This is a genomic window from Pseudomonas lundensis, from assembly GCF_015377145.2.
In the GTDB taxonomy this organism is placed as follows: Bacteria; Pseudomonadota; Gammaproteobacteria; order Pseudomonadales; family Pseudomonadaceae; genus Aquipseudomonas; species Aquipseudomonas lundensis.
The window spans coordinates 1079915-1095546 of sequence record NZ_CP062158.2 but is presented as its reverse complement, the minus strand read 5'-3'; the positions used below and the strand labels follow the sequence as shown (position 1 = coordinate 1095546).

Annotated in this window: 12 protein-coding genes; 9 read left to right on the top strand and 3 right to left on the bottom strand. The window is 60.0% G+C overall.

The window, feature by feature from the left end; genetic code table 11:
* The first annotated feature begins 324 nt into the window (after nt 1-324).
* Entirely contained in the window at nt 325-1707 is a 1383-nt protein-coding gene (locus IF654_RS05445; RefSeq protein WP_047273917.1) for a carbohydrate porin, read from the top strand.
* Nucleotides 1708-1845: 138 nt separating this feature from the next.
* Nucleotides 1846-4275: a glucose/quinate/shikimate family membrane-bound PQQ-dependent dehydrogenase gene (locus IF654_RS05440; protein WP_047278769.1), complete on the top strand. Its 2430-nt coding sequence runs from the start codon at nt 1846-1848 to the stop codon at nt 4273-4275.
* Nucleotides 4276-4347: 72 nt separating this feature from the next.
* On the opposite strand, the gene IF654_RS05435 is transcribed toward IF654_RS05440, so the two are convergent.
* Nucleotides 4348-6690: a bifunctional diguanylate cyclase/phosphodiesterase gene (locus tag IF654_RS05435; RefSeq protein WP_194862693.1), complete on the bottom strand. Its 2343-nt coding sequence runs from the start codon at nt 6688-6690 to the stop codon at nt 4348-4350.
* A 415-nt stretch (nt 6691-7105) separates the two neighbouring features.
* On the opposite strand from IF654_RS05435, the gene lon reads away from it, so the two are divergent.
* From lon to cmoB, 7 genes are all read left to right on the top strand, one after another.
* Nucleotides 7106-9535: an endopeptidase La gene (gene lon / locus IF654_RS05430; protein WP_070413751.1), complete on the top strand. Its 2430-nt coding sequence runs from the start codon at nt 7106-7108 to the stop codon at nt 9533-9535.
* A 158-nt stretch (nt 9536-9693) separates the two neighbouring features.
* Nucleotides 9694-10194, top strand: a complete 501-nt coding sequence (locus IF654_RS05425; RefSeq protein WP_194862694.1) for a hypothetical protein — start codon at nt 9694-9696, stop codon at nt 10192-10194.
* An 89-nt stretch (nt 10195-10283) separates the two neighbouring features.
* Nucleotides 10284-10676 carry a protease inhibitor I42 family protein gene (locus tag IF654_RS05420; RefSeq protein WP_047273905.1) on the top strand — a complete coding sequence of 131 codons (393 nt, stop codon included), beginning with the start codon at nt 10284-10286 and terminating at the stop codon, nt 10674-10676.
* Nucleotide 10677: 1 nt separating this feature from the next.
* Complete coding sequence (locus tag IF654_RS05415) at nt 10678-11313, top strand: lysoplasmalogenase (protein WP_047273903.1); 636 nt, start codon at nt 10678-10680, stop codon at nt 11311-11313.
* A 90-nt stretch (nt 11314-11403) separates the two neighbouring features.
* On the top strand, nt 11404-11913 hold the full coding sequence (locus IF654_RS05410; protein WP_070413753.1) for a hypothetical protein: 510 nt from the start codon (nt 11404-11406) through the stop codon (nt 11911-11913).
* Between the two features lie 111 nt (nt 11914-12024).
* Nucleotides 12025-12768 (top strand): carboxy-S-adenosyl-L-methionine synthase CmoA, encoded by a 744-nt coding sequence (gene cmoA / locus IF654_RS05405; protein ID WP_070413754.1) that lies wholly within the window; start codon nt 12025-12027, stop codon nt 12766-12768.
* Complete coding sequence (gene cmoB, locus IF654_RS05400; RefSeq protein WP_047273897.1) at nt 12765-13721, top strand: tRNA 5-methoxyuridine(34)/uridine 5-oxyacetic acid(34) synthase CmoB; 957 nt, start codon at nt 12765-12767, stop codon at nt 13719-13721. Before cmoA ends, cmoB begins: the two co-directional genes overlap by 4 nt.
* A 16-nt stretch (nt 13722-13737) precedes the next feature.
* On the opposite strand, the gene tadA is transcribed toward cmoB, so the two are convergent.
* Nucleotides 13738-14235, bottom strand: coding sequence for a tRNA adenosine(34) deaminase TadA (gene tadA, locus IF654_RS05395; RefSeq protein WP_047273895.1), 498 nt, complete (start codon nt 14233-14235; stop codon nt 13738-13740).
* Nucleotides 14235-15611 (bottom strand): multicopper oxidase family protein, encoded by a 1377-nt coding sequence (locus IF654_RS05390; RefSeq protein WP_047281200.1) that lies wholly within the window; start codon nt 15609-15611, stop codon nt 14235-14237. The genes tadA and IF654_RS05390 overlap by 1 nt, the downstream gene beginning before the upstream one ends.
* Nucleotides 15612-15632: the final 21 nt, after the last annotated feature.

Genomic DNA, 15632 nt, shown 5'->3' with positions numbered 1-15632 from the left:
CCTGCGCCCCATTTCGTCTCCGTGCGAGGGAGATCGACGAAGTTTTTTTCACCCCGCATGCGTTCGCCGCCCTGACCCGGCAAAGCCAGCAAATACAGGGCCGTAAAGCCCTGAGACGATCGGTCGCAGCACACTGTTACCAATTACGAAATGATCCATGTCATTTAAAGTGCTGTTTCAAAACGTTACAGCACTTTATCATTCCATTTTTAGAGGCTGAACCGATTCATTCCGCCTCCAAATCCAGAAGGGCTAGCACCGTTTTTCTCAAGACAGCGCTACCACAGCCACAGCCATACCTACAAAGACTCGCAACCTCAACCTATGTCCAAATTTCAGATTTTGCGCAAACACAGTGCGTTGTTTCCTATTGCCGGGCAAAAAGCCGTGAACCTGATGGGCGGACTCACCGCTCTGGGGCTGGCCACCTGCGTCAACGCGGCCCCTGCTTTCGACAGCGATTCCAAATGGATGCTCGGTGACTGGAATGGCACCCGTAGCGAGCTGGAGCAAAAAGGCTACGCCTTCTCCCTCGATTACGTGGGCGAGGTAGGCTCCAACCTGCATGGCGGTTATGACCACGACCGCACCGCGCGCTACAGCGACCAGTTCGGCCTGGGCACGCACCTGGACCTGCAAAAGATTCTGGGGTGGAGCGATGCCGAGTTTCAGCTGACGATCACCCATCGCAGCGGCAACAACATCAGCAACGACCGCATCAATGACCCGCGCGTGGGCGGGTTCACCTCCGCTCAGGAAGTCTGGGGCCGCGGCCAGACCACTCGCCTGACGCAGATGTGGTATCAGCAGAAATTCTTTGACCAGAAGCTCGACATCAAAGTCGGCCGCTTTGGTCAGGGCGAAGATTTCAACAGCTTCCCGTGCGACTTCCAGAACCTCGCGTTCTGTGGCTCGCAAGTCGGTAACTGGGCTGGCAGCATCTGGTACAACTGGCCCGTCAGCCAGTGGGCGTTGCGCGTCAAATATCACCTGACCCCTGAGCTGTATGCGCAGGTCGGTGCTTACGAGCAGAACCCGTCCAACCTCGATCGCGGCAATGGTTTCAAGCTCAGCGGCAGCGGCACCCAAGGTGCGGTGTTGCCGGTTGAGTTGGTGTGGACGCCAAAAATCAACGGCCTGCCAGGGGAATATCGTGCCGGTTACTACTACAGTAGTGCCAAGGCAACAGATGTTTACAAAGATGCCAATGGCCAGCCGGCAGCCTTGAGCGGCGAAGCCTATCGCAGCAGTTCGAGCAAGCACGGCATGTGGTTGGGTGTGCAGCAGCAACTCACCAGCCGCGCCAGCGATCAGTCGAGGGGCTTGAGTGTGTTCGCCAATGCCACCGTGCACGACAAGAAAACCAACCCTATCGATAACTATGTTCAGGCGGGCATCGTTTACAAAGGCGTATTCGATTCACGCGCCAAAGACGATATCGGCTTTGCCATGGCACGGGTTCACGTCAACCCGGCGTACCGCAAGAACGCCCAGGCGACCAATCAGGCCCGTGCTGTCTACGATTTCGACAACGCCGATTACCTGCCACCCCAGGACACTGAATACAGCGCCGAACTCTACTACGGCGTGCACGTGACCAACTGGCTGACCGTTCGACCGAACCTGCAATACATCCGGCACCCCGGCGGCGTGAGCCACCTGGACGACGCGTTGATCGGCGGTCTGAAGATTCAAAGCTCGTTCTGATTCTGGGACGGACTCTCGCGACGAGCACGAAGCTTGAAGCTGACTCACAAGGACTTATTTCACTGATTCGCACCCGCCTGGCGCTGCGTTCTGCAGGGCCTGCGCGGGGACACTATCAACGTAACGGAGAACCACACTATGAGCACTGAAGGTGCTTCAAGTCGTAGCCGCCTGTTACCGACGTTGCTCGGTATCCTGCTGCTGCTAATGGGCCTGGCCATGCTGGTCGGGGGTATCAAGCTGGTCACGCTGGGCGGGTCGTTGTACTACCTGCTGGCAGGTATCGGCTTCGGTCTGTCGGGCGCATTGCTGATGGCGGGACGCCGCGCGGCGCTTGGCTTGTACGCAATCGTGCTGTTCGCCAGCACGGTGTGGGCACTGATGGAAGTAGGCCTGGACTGGTGGCAATTGGTACCGCGCCTGGCCCTGTGGTTTGCGATCGGTATCGTACTGCTACTGCCTTGGTTCCGTCGTCCGCTGACGGGCAGCCAATCGGCGCCGGTCACGACGGGCGCACTGAGCGTCGCCGTGGTACTGGCAGGCCTGGCTGCACTGGCCAGCCAATTCACCAGCCCCGGCGAAATCAAAGGCGAACTGGACCGCGATGCCGTTCCAGGCATGACCAACACCGCACCGGCCATGCCGGACGGTGACTGGCAGTCCTACGGGCGTACTGCCCATGGCGACCGCTACTCGCCGCTGAAAGAAATCACCCCGGAAAACGCCCACAAGCTGGTACCAGCGTGGACATTCCGTACCGGTGACATCCCGGGCGAAGGCGATCCGGGCGAAACCACGGCCGAGAACACCCCGCTGAAAGTCAACGGCATGCTGTACGTGTGTACCCCACACAGTCAGGTGATTGCCCTTGATCCGGACACCGGCAAGGAAATCTGGCGTTACGACCCGAAGATCAGCACGCAGAACGCTGAAAACTTCAAAGGTTGGGCCCACATGACCTGCCGTGGCGTGAGCTATCACGACGAAGCGGCCTATGCCAACACCGCCACCGAGCAGAGCGCTGCCGAGCCAGCGGCTGAAGCAGCCACGGCGACCGCCAGCAACTCGTGCCCGCGTCGCCTGTTCCTGCCGACTGCCGACACCCGTCTGATCGCGCTGAACGCCGACACCGGTAAAGTGTGCGAAGAGTTCGGTGACCACGGTGCCGTCGATCTGCGCCACAACATCGGTAGCTTTGCACCGGGCGGTTACTACTCCACGTCGCCACCTGCCGTGACCAAAGATCTGGTCGTGATCGGCGGCCACGTGACCGACAACATCTCCACTGACGAGCCGTCGGGCGTGATCCGTGCGTACGACGTACGGACCGGCAAGCTGGTATGGAACTGGGACAGCGGCAATCCGCAAGACACCACGCCGATTGCTGAAGGCCAGACCTACACCCGCAACTCGCCTAACATGTGGTCGATGTTCGCGGTCGATGAAAACCTCGGCATGCTGTACCTGCCGATGGGCAACCAGATGCCTGACCAATATGGCGGCGACCGTACCGAAGACTCCGAGCGTTACAGCGCTGGCGTGACCGCGCTGGACATCAACACCGGTAAAGTCCGTTGGTATCGTCAGTTCACGCACCATGACCTGTGGGACATGGACGTGGGCGGTCAACCGACCCTGATGGACCTGAAAACAGCTGATGGCGTGAAACCGGCTCTGCTGGCGTCCACCAAACAAGGCAGCATCTACGTTGTTGACCGTCGTACCGGCGAAGACATCGTACCGATCCGTGAACTGCCGGCTCCGGGCGGCGCTGTAGAAGGCGACCACACCGCACCGACCCAGCCACGTTCGGACCTGAACATGATTCCGCCGGAACTGACCGAGCGTGACATGTGGGGCGTGACACCGTTTGACCAAATGCTGTGCCGGATCAACTTCAAATCCCTGCGTTACGACGGCATGTACACCCCGCCATCGCTGCAAGGTTCGATCGTTTATCCGGGCAACTTTGGCGTGTTCGACTGGGGCGGCATCTCGGTTGACCCGATCCGTCAAATTGCCTTCTTGAACCCGAGCTACATGGCCTTCACCTCCAAACTGGTTCCCCAGGCGGAAGTGGCGGCAATGGGCCCGCGTAAAGGCGAGACCTCCGGCGTACAACCGAACAAAGGCGCGCCCTACGGCGTCATCCTTGAGCCTCTGTTGTCCCCGTTGGGCCTGCCTTGCCAGGCACCGGCATGGGGTTACGTTGCAGCGGTCGACCTGACCAACAACAACGTGATCTGGAAACACAAAAACGGCACCGTGCGTGACAGCTCGCCGGTACCGATCCCATTGTCGATGGGCGTTCCAAGCCTGGGCGGGACCTTCACCACCGCAGGTGGCGTAGCCTTCCTGAGCGGCACCCTCGACCAGTACCTGCGTGCCTACGACGTCCGTAACGGCAAGCAGCTGTGGGAAGGTCGCCTGCCAGCAGGCGGTCAGACCACCCCGATGACCTACACCGGCAAGGACGGCACGCAATACGTCGTCGTCATGGCGGGCGGTCACGGCGGTCTGGGCACCAAAAAAGGTGACTACATCATGGCGTTCAAACTGGCCGACTAAGTAACACGGCTCGTTAAAAGAGAAGCGGCTATCGAGAGATAGCCGCTTTTTTTGTGGGTGATTCCACCTCTTTCAGGCCGTTTCTTCCAACCGTGACAGCCATGCTTCTAACGCCGACGCCTCCAGCGGGCGGCTGATGAGGTAGCCTTGGGCCGTGTCGCATTGCCAACGCGCCAGCAGGTCAAGGGTGTGCGGGTACTCCACGCCTTCGGCCACGACCTTCAACCCCAGGTTATGGCTCATCTCCAGGGTCGAGCGCACGATGACTGCGTCTTCGCTGGTCTCGTCCAGGTTACGGATAAACGACTGGTCGATTTTCAGTTCTTGCACCGGTAGCCGCTTGAGGTGCGCCAGTGACGAGTAGCCCGTGCCGAAATCGTCCACGGACAGGCCAATGCCACCCTCGCGCAGTTTTTCCAGCACGCTGAGGGAGTGCTCCGGGTCGCGCATGACCGCACTTTCGGTGATTTCGAAGATCAATTGCCCGGCCGATACTTGATAGCGCGAGAGCAAGGCGTCGACGCTCAACAGCAAGTCTTCGCCCTGTAAATCCGCCGCCGAGATGTTGAGGGACAGTTGCAGGTGCAGCCCCTTGCGGTTCCACTCGGCCAGTTGGCGCACGCCCTCTTCGATGACCCAGTGCGTGAGCAACGGCATGCTGCCGGTGCGTTCGGCCAGCGGGATGAATTCGGCTGGCGACACCACGCCCAATTCGGGGTGACGCCAACGCAGCAGGGCTTCAGCCTGATGCACGTGGCCGCTTCTGATGTCGAGTTTGGGCTGGTACAGCAAAAACAGTTCGCCCTCGCTCGCTGCGCTGCGCACGTCGCGTATCAGCTGGATTTGCCGTTGATGGGCCAGGTCGCGGTCTTGCTGGTACACCTGCAAGTAACCCGGCAGCGCAGCGGCATCGCGTCGGGCAAGGGCAGCGCGACTGATCAGTTCTTCGACGCTTTGCCCGTTGATCGGGTAGGCCGCAATGCCCATGCAGATTTCCAGCGACACCTCATGCCCATCGATGCTCAGGGGTCGATTCAACAGCCGGTAGAGCCTGTCGGCCATGGCCACGGCGGCATCGATCTGGGTGCTTTCCAGAAGCAATAAGAACTCATTGCCGGTGATGCGCGCGGCGGTGTCCCGTTCGTGCAAGGTGTCGAGCATGACGCGGCTGATTTCGCGCATGATCAATTCCAGGCCGTCCTGGCCGAAGCTTTCGTTGATCACCCGGTAGTTTTCGACCCCCAGATAAATCAGCACCACTCCCCTTCTCGCACTGATGGCGCTGCCCAGTCGCTCCATGGCCAGCGCGCGGTTGGGCAAACCGGTCAGCGCGTCGTGCAGCGCGTTATGCGCCAGTTGCTGTTCGCGCAGGGCGATGCCGCTTTGCATCGCGTTGATTGCCTTGGCCAAAAAACCCAACTCATCCTTGCGCTTGAGTTCAACCGGGACCTGATAATTGCCGCGTCCGATTCGCTGGGCGGCCTCGGCCAGCAAGCTGACCGGGCGCGACACCGCACGCGCCAGCCACAGGGCGCCGAGCAACGACAGCAACAACGCGCCGAGGGATATCCACAAGAACTTGCGATCCAGTGAGTTGAACGCCTGCATCGTCTGGTCCAGCGGGCTTTGCAAGAAAGCCATCACGTGCCCGTTTTGCGGATCGTTTGAGGTGGTCAGTTGCAGCAACTGACCGAGAAAGCGTTTGTCCTGAAACTCGTTGAAATAGACCTGGGTGCCGACCGGGCGGTCCCTCATGAAGGTGGCGATGCTGGTGTTCATGGCGTCAGGCAGGGTGCTGCTGAGTACGCCACTTTCGCCCTGTTTGAGGGCCATGAATGACACTTCCAGGTTGCTCAACGAGCGCAGCTCGTGGGCAAACACGTCGTCCATCGGCATCCCCGACACCACCCGCACGACGGGCAAGGGGGTGAGCACCACGCCCTGGACCATCATGTAGGGGCGATTGTCCAAAACGCCGATCAACATGGATTGCGCGTGGCGGCGTGCGAGCCTCAAGTCTTTGGCGTAAGGAAAGCGCTGTCCGGGGGGCAGGCCTTTGAGGGTGCTGGTGATGATGCGACCGTTGAGGTCGAGTACGAATAACTCACTGCCGCGAATGCTCGGTTCGAATTCTTGCAGGGCGGCTTCGATTTGTGAGGGGCTGCCGTTGAGTGCCGCCTGGCGAAAGTCCGAGTCATTGGTCAGCCAGTTGAGGCCGTACTGGATCCGCCGCCAGCGTAAATCCATGAAGCGCTCGAACACTCGCGTGCCTGTGTGCAGCTGCTCTTCGGCCTGGTCTCTGGCAACGGTGATGGTCACGGTCTTAACCGCGAAATACACCACCCCCATGAGCAACAGCAGGAGCAACGCCAGAAACAGGCTGATACGGGCCTGAAAACTGTTGCGCAGCTTCATGGCGCGGCCTCGATCCACTGAGTCAATGCCTGCACCCACCTTGCGATGATTCCCTGAGGCATACGCGCTCCTTGTGCGCCCTGAAGGCAGCCACGGAAGCGGCCGCCCACTCCATCTTTATTGTTATGAATCGTAACTGTCGCCCAACAGAAGATCGCCTAATAATTTCGGGCCGTCTACCGTCAAGTTGTTGGCGACAAAGGCCTAGCGAATACGCGGGTGTACCCAGGTTTTATCAATCACCGGCAGAGGTTTTGCGCTGGCTGCCGGGCCCTTGCAAAAAGCCGTCCGGGCGCCATCGGCTACGCTACCGGCGCAGTCTTCGGCAGCGGCTAGAGGATGAAAAACGTTTCACCATTGAAACCACTGACACCGCGCCCCATCTAACCCCCATACCCCATTGCGCAGGTGCCCCATGAGCGACCAGCAAGATTTCCCGGATAACACCACTGAATACGCAGACATAGAACACACCGAATCCGTACACAAACCCCACTCGGTCGGGACTGAACTGGCATTGCCGGAGCAGAATCTGCCGGACAAGGTGTACATCATCCCGATTCACAATCGCCCGTTCTTCCCGGCGCAAGTATTGCCGGTCATCGTCAATGAAGAACCGTGGGCCGAAACACTGGAACTGGTCAGCAAATCACCTCATCACTCGCTGGCCCTGTTTTTTGTCGATACGCCACCTGATGACCCTCGCCATTTCGACACTTCCAGCCTCCCGGAATACGGCACGCTGGTGAAAGTGCATCACGCCAGCCGCGAAAACGGCAAATTGCAATTCGTGGCCCAGGGCCTGACCCGTGTGCGCATCAGCATGTGGCTCAAACACCACCGCCCGCCTTATCTGGTGGAAGTCGAATACCCACAGCAGCCCAAAGAGCCCACCGATGAGGTGAAGGCTTACGGCATGGCGCTGATCAATGCCATCAAGGAGCTGCTGCCGCTCAACCCGCTGTACAGCGAAGAGCTGAAAAACTACCTCAATCGCTTCAGCCCCAACGACCCGTCGCCGCTGACCGATTTCGCGGCCGCACTGACCTCGGCAACCGGCAACGAGCTGCAAGAAGTGCTCGATTGCGTGCCCATGCTCAAACGCATGGAGAAAGTTCTGCCGATGCTGCGCAAGGAAGTCGAAGTCGCGCGCCTGCAAAAAGAAATTTCCGCCGAAGTGAACCTGAAAATCGGCGAGCATCAACGCGAGTTCTTCCTCAAAGAACAGCTCAAGGTGATCCAGCAGGAACTGGGCCTGACCAAAGACGACCGCAGCGCGGACATCGAGCAGTTCAAGCAGCGCCTTGACGGCAAAACCCTCACGGCTCAGGCGCAGAAACGCATCGATGAGGAAATGAACAAACTGTCGATCCTGGAAACCGGGTCGCCAGAGTACGCAGTCACCCGCAACTACCTGGACTGGGCAACGTCACTGCCCTGGGGTGTGTTCGGGCAAGACAAACTCGACCTCAAGCATGCCCGCAAGGTGCTCGACGCCCACCATTCAGGGCTCGACGACATCAAAAACCGCATCCTCGAATTTCTGGCAGTCGGCGCCTACAAGGGGTCGGTAAGCGGTTCGATCGTGTTGCTGGTCGGCCCGCCGGGCGTGGGTAAAACCAGCGTCGGCAAGTCGATCGCCGAGTCCCTGGGACGACCGTTCTACCGCTTCAGTGTCGGCGGCATGCGTGACGAAGCCGAGATCAAGGGCCATCGTCGCACGTACATCGGCGCCCAGCCGGGCAAGCTGGTGCAGGCCCTCAAAGACGTCGAAGTGATGAACCCGGTCATCATGCTCGACGAGATCGACAAGATGGGTCAGAGCTTCCAGGGCGACCCTGCCTCTGCCCTGCTCGAAACCCTTGATCCGGAACAGAACGTCGATTTCCTCGACCATTACCTGGATTTGCGCCTGGACCTGTCCAAAGTGCTGTTCGTCTGCACGGCCAACACGCTGGACTCGATTCCGGGGCCTTTGCTCGACCGTATGGAGGTGATTCGCCTGTCGGGTTACATCACCGAAGAAAAGATCGCGATTGCCAAGCGTCACCTGTGGCCTAAGCAGTTGGAGAAAGCCGGGGTGTCCAAAAACAGCCTGAGCATCAGCGACAGCGCATTGCGGGCCGTGATCGATGGCTACGCCCGCGAAGCCGGTGTGCGTCAGCTGGAGAAGCAACTCGGCAAACTGGTGCGCAAAGCCGTGGTCAAGTTGCTGGAAGACCCCAAGGCGGTGATCAAGATCGGCCCCAAAGACCTCGAAGCGTCATTGGGCATGCCGGTGTTCCGCAATGAGCAGGTCATCAGCGGGACGGGCGTGATCACCGGGTTGGCGTGGACCAGCATGGGCGGCGCGACCCTGCCGATTGAGGCTACCCGTATCCACACCCTCAACCGCGGGTTCAAGCTGACCGGGCAATTGGGTGATGTGATGAAGGAGTCTGCCGAGATTGCATACAGCTATGTCAGCTCCAACCTCAAGCAGTTTGGCGGTGATCCCAAGTTCTTCGATGAGGCGTTTGTGCATTTGCACGTGCCCGAAGGCGCCACGCCCAAAGACGGCCCGAGCGCCGGTGTGACCATGGCCAGCGCGCTGCTGTCACTGGCGCGCAACCAGCCACCGAAAAAGGGCATCGCCATGACCGGCGAGCTGACCTTGACCGGGCATGTGCTGCCCATTGGCGGCGTCCGTGAGAAAGTCATCGCGGCACGCAGGCAGAAGATTCACGAGTTGATCCTTCCCGAAGCCAACCGCGGCCACTTTGAAGAACTGCCTGACTATTTAAAAGAAGGCATTACCGTACACTTTGCCAAACGCTTCAATGACGTGGCCAAAGTGCTGTTCTAAACCGCTGAAAGCCACGGGCTACAGCGCCGCCATGCAAACATGACGGCGCGGTAGCACCGCCCGTGCAAGACTACCCCTGTCATTTCTGTCAGTAGACACAACACCCGTTCCCGACACTAATAGGCCCCAGAACCGTTAGCGTTGGATGGGCTTTGATCATGCCACTGCAACACCCTGCATATGGAAACCCTGCCGTTATATGGCACAAACTTCTGGGCAAGCCGGTGTTCAACCCGCGAACAACGGGCGAGCTAAGGGCTGAGGTGGCCTGCCGGCATCTATTCGAAGCGCAAGAAATTACCTTTGCCAGCAGCAAAAAAAAGATAGTGATCACCGCTGAGATCGAAGACTTCGGGTCGCCGCAATATCGCAGCTTGGCTTTGACCCTGGACGTCAATATCCAGTCCGGCATTTACCTGTACAAACGCGGGCAACCCGGCCCAATACGCGACATGTCCCACATTGAATGCATCGAGAAGGATGGCGATCTGGTGTATCACCTGACCCAGGCTGATATTGGCACCCTGCACCTGTCCGTCATCGAAAGTTGCTACAGCGCACGCCTGTTCACCTTTGAAGGCACTGATCACCTCAGCGACCCGTTCGAGGTCTGCGGCGAATTCACGGTGACCCCGCCTCACGCCGCAATGAGTTATTGAGCACCACGGGCAACTTTAGCCGCGTGGCATAGCCCGATTGCCGTCTTGGGTTATGCTGCGCGCTTGTTCTTGTCCCGATGGAGCCTTCAATGTCCCCCGCGCGTCTCATCCCCTTGCTCACCTTGACCTTGCTGACGGCTTGCGCCCAGCAACCGGCGCACAACGTGATTGTGGAAGAACAGAGTGACTGCCCGATGCAATTGCACACCGGGCAAAATCTGACGCTGACGCTGCCCAGCAACCCCACGACCGGTTACCGCTGGGCCATTCAGGATTCGGCAGGCGGCGTGTTGCGCAGCCTCGGCCCTGAAGTCTACAAAAGCGCCGACAGTGGCCAGTTGCTGGGCAGTGGCGGGCAATCCACCTGGCGCTTTCAGGCCTTTGCGCCGGGCACCGGTCGCCTGCGCCTGACCTATCAGCAGCCCTGGGAGCCTGAAGCAGAGCCCGCCCACGTGTTTGACTGCCCTGTCACGGTGAACTGACATGCCGTGGCTGATCCTCGCGGTCATGGGCGCCGCCGCCTACCTGTATGGCGTGCACATGCAGTCCACGCTGTTGTGCCTGCTGAGCAAACCCTTGCCCGTGCTGGCCTTGCTCGGTTGGCTACAAGACGCGCCGCCCAGCCTTTATCGGCGCTGGATCAGTATCGGCTTACTGTTTTCGTTGCTCGGTGACGTGCTCCTGGCCTGGCCCGTAGACCTGTTCGTGTTTGGCCTCGGGGCTTTTCTGCTGGCCCATTTGGCGTACCTCAAGGCCTACCTGGCCGATTGCCGACGCATCGCAGCGCTGCCTCTGCTACTGGCGCTGGTCGCCGGCGGCGGGTTGTTGAGCGTTATGGCCAGCCATGGCCTGGGGGATTTGCTGATCCCGGTCATCGTCTACGCCCTCACGATCAGCGCCATGCTGTGGCGCGCCCTCGCCCGATTGGGGACTGACGTGCCTGCGCGCTCGGCCTGGCTGGCAGCGGGCGGCGCACTGGCATTTGTGGTGTCTGACAGCCTGATCGGCATTGACCGCTTCGTGATCAAGTTCGGTGCCGCGCCCTACCTGATCATCCTCAGCTACTGGCTCGGTCAATGGGGCATTGCCGCATCGGTGTTTAGCCAGCGCAAACGCTGACCCTTCCACTGTCACTTATGACAGTAGACGCCATGCCCGTTGCCATCATTAATACCGTCTCTGCACACTCAATCAGTCAGCGAGGGTTCGATGATGGCCAATCACTTTTCTACGCGTGGCAAAGACAAAATCAAAGGCACGCTCAAACCAAACCCCAAGCAACCGCCACGCTCTAAACAGGCACTGATCAGCGATGCATCGGCCACCATTACGGACCGCGCCGATTTCAAGGCCGATGACATCATGTTGGGCAGCGGCCTCAAGACCCTGTCCATTGCGGCCTCGGCTGCAACCTTTGGCTCTTACGAATACCGGGTGATTAATTTCATTTTTGACCGGGGTATTGAAAGCGGTACGCACATCTTCGAGCCGGGTGGAGCCGGACCGATCCGGGGCTTGTCGTATGTGGAGTTCGCGGTCGTGGGCGGCAATGAAATCTATTACAACTGCGAAGGAAACAGCGGCTCTTTGACGCTGGACATCATCGACCACGCGTACTACATCCGTGAGTTCACGTTTACCGCACAGGACAGCGAACAGAAAAACATCACCCTGACCGGGCATGTGAGCGTCTCGTCCTCGTTGTGTGATTGCACCTGACACCCTGTCAGCACATTCAGAATGCTGCGCGGTTTATCAGACAGACCGCGCACTCCGGCGCCAACTTGGCTAAAATGCCGCCCCTTTTGAATTTCCATCGCCGGAACCCTCGTGAGCAAAGAACCCGACCGTATTTTCGCCCAGCCCCTGGCCCAGGTGCCGGACTTCGCCTTTAACGAAGACGTGGTAAGGGTGTTCCCGGACATGATCAAACGCTCGGTGCCCGGTTACCCGACCATTGTGGAAAACCTCGGTGTGCTGGCGGCGCAATTCGCCCAACCCCACAGCGTGCTCTATGACCTGGGCAGTTCGCTGGGTGCGGTGACGCAGGCGTTGCGCCGTCATGTGCGCAACGAAGGGTGCAAGGTGATTGCGGTGGACAACTCGGCGGCGATGGTCGAGCGCTGCCGCGAATACCTCAATGGGCAGAACTCGATGTTTCAGGAGCTGTTGCCGGTTGAGGTGATCGAAGGCGACATTCTTGCGCTGCAATTTGAACCGGCCTCAGTGGTTGCGCTGAACTTCACGCTGCAATTCATTGCCCCCGAGCAACGGCTGGCGCTGCTCGGGCGCATCCGCCAGTCGCTGTTGCCGGGCGGCGCGCTGATCCTGTCGGAGAAGCTGCGCTTCAATGACGCTCAGGAGCACGCTTTGCTCACCGACTTGCACATTGCGTTCAAGCGCGCCAATGGCTACAGCGATCTGGAGATCGCGCAAAAACGCAGCGCCATCGAAAACGTCATGAAGCCCGACAGCCTCGAAGAACACCGCGAACGCCTGCTGGCCGCTGGGTTCTCGACCGTCGTGCCGTGGTTCCAGTGTCTTAACTTTGCCTCGTTGATTGCCTTGCCATGATTGATCTTTCCCCTCTTGCCCGGCGTCTGGCCGGCACGCCCCTGGCCGAATGGGCCACCACGCTGCAGGCTCAGCTCGACCTCAAAATGGAGAAAGGCCACGGCGACCTTGAGCGCTGGCAAAGCGCGCTGGATGCGTTGCCCGACGTCAAGCCTACCGAGATCGACCTGCTCAACGGGCTGACCCTGGACACCGACTGCGACGACGACACCCGCGCGCAGATGCATCAAGCGTTGATGGGGCTGTCGCCGTGGCGCAAAGGGCCGTTCGACCTGTTCGGCGTGCATGTGGACACCGAATGGCACTCGGACTGGAAATGGTCGCGGGTCGCGCCGCACATCGACCTCACAGGCAAGCGCATCCTCGATGTGGGCTGCGGCAACGGCTACTACATGTGGCGCATGTTGGGCGCCGGCGCCCACAGCGTCATCGGCGTAGACCCGAACTGGCTGTTTTTCTGCCAGTTCCAGGCCGTGCAGCGCTTCTTGCAGCAAGAAGCCGCGTGGCATTTGCCCTTCCCGTTCGAAGACCTGCCAGCGAACCTCGAAGGCTTCGATACCGTGTTTTCCATGGGCGTGTTCTACCACCGCCGCTCCCCCATCGAGCATTTGCTGGCGCTCAAGGACTGCCTGGTCAAGGGCGGCGAACTGGTGCTCGAAACCCTGGTGATTGAAGGCGACGAAAATCAGGTGCTGGTGCCGGAAGACCGCTACGCACAAATGCGCAACGTGTGGTTCCTGCCGTCAATTGCGGCGCTGGAGCGCTGGTTGCGGCGCGCCGGTTTCAGCGAGGTGCGCTGTGTCGACGTGAGCATCACCACCGTGCAAGAACAGCGGGCAACGCCGTGGATGAAATTCCAGTCGTTGAGCGACTACCTCGACCCGAACGACCACAGCAAAACCATTGAAGGTTTGCCTGCGCCGATGCGCGCAGTGATTGTGGCCCGCAAGTGACCACGCGTTAACCCGGCTACAACGGCTGTTTGGCGCGGCGGGCCTTGAAAAAGTCGCTCAGGATCGCGCCGCATTCGTCGGCCAGCACCCCGCCTTCAAACAGCACCCGGTGGTTGAGAAAGCCCTGGGTGAAGAACTGCCCCTGACTCTGCACAATCCCGGCCTTGGGCTCCAGCGCGCCATACACCACGCGTGACACCCGCGAATGCACGATCAGGCCCGCGCACATGCTGCACGGCTCCAGCGTGACGTACAGCGTGCTGCCCGGCAGGCGGTAGTTACAGGCCGAGGCGGCTGCGGCACGTATGGCGACCATCTCGGCATGGGCGCTGGGGTCGTGACCGCTGATCGGGCAGTTGAACCCGCGCCCGATAATCTCGCCGTTTTGCACCAGCACCGCACCCACCGGCACTTCCCCCAGGGCCGCCCCCTGAGCAGCCAGTGCCAGCGCTTCACGCATGTAGTCTTGATCGCGGCTGCGGTCGATGATCTGGGGTTGACGCCCTTGTCGCATCAGGAAACCTCAATGGCGGCCATCAGGCCGGTTTCCATGTGGTCAATCACATGGCAGTGGAACATCCACACGCCGGGATTATCCGCCACCAACGCCACGCGGGCACGTTCGTTTTTACCCAACAAATAGGTGTCGGTGAAATACGGGGTGATTTTTTTGCGATTGGACGCCAGCACCTTGAAGCTCATGCCGTGCAAATGGATCGGGTGCTGGTATTGGGTCATGTTCTTCAATTCGAAGATGTAGCTCTGCCCCAGCTTGAGTTTGGCAATCGGCCGATCGGCGCAGGTCTTGTCTTTGATGTCCCAGGCAATGCCGTTGATTTGCCACAGGCTGGGGGGTTGATCGCCGTCTTGATTCTCGGACACCGAACCGACCCATTCAAAATTGAAGTTGAGCTTCTCGGCATTGGCCACATCCGGCTCGGCAATCGGGTTGGCCGGCAAGGCGGCAGGCCACTGGGTCGCCGCACCGGGGCTGGCCACCGCCCGCAACGTACCCAGGCGCACAGGCCCGTCACGCAGGGACAATTCTTCGCCTTCGGCGGGTGCCTTGATGGCCAGGCAAATGCGCATACCGGGGCCCAGCCAGTATTCCTTGCCCAGCGGCCGTGGCTCTATGGGGTTGCCGTCCAGCGCGTAGATCCTGGCCTCCACCCCCGGGATGTTGATGCGGTAGGTCAAGGTGTTGTCGAGGTTGAGCAGACGCACACGGGTGATTTGCCCGGCGGGCAGTTCGATGGTCGGCACATGGCTGCCGTTGATCGTGGACAGGCGCCCCGCCGTACCGCCGCGTGCGGCTTCGCGGGTGATGCTGAATGGCATGAACCCGCCCTCTTCATCCACGTGCCAGTTTTTGATGCTCAAAGTGCGTTCGTGGACAAAACCGGTCGGCTCGCGCTCCTCGACAATCAGGGGCCCCACCAGCCCGCGACCCAGCTCTTCACTGCTGTTGACGTGCGGGTGATACCAGTAGCTGCCAGCGTCGGGCACGCGGAATTTGTAGTCGAAATACTCGCCCGGCAGAACCGGCAACTGGGACACATAAGGCACGCCGTCCATCTCCAGCGGCAGACGGATCCCGTGCCAATGAATGGTGGTGGGCACCGGCAGGTGGTTGATAAAGCGCACCCGTAGCCATTCGCCCTGACGCACCCGCAACTCGGTACCCGGTGCCGACGGACCAAAGGCCCAGGCTTCGGTCTGATGCCCGGGCACCAGCTCGACGTCCAGCGGCGCGGCAATCAGCTCGTAATCGTGGCCGGCCTCGGCGTCGGCCATTTTCCCCAGCCAGTAACGCGAAGCGCCACCCGCTCCGACACCCACCACGACCAGGCCGGCCAAACCACCGAGTATTTGTCGACGGGTAAAGGACATGGGCTCAACTACCTCTCGTAT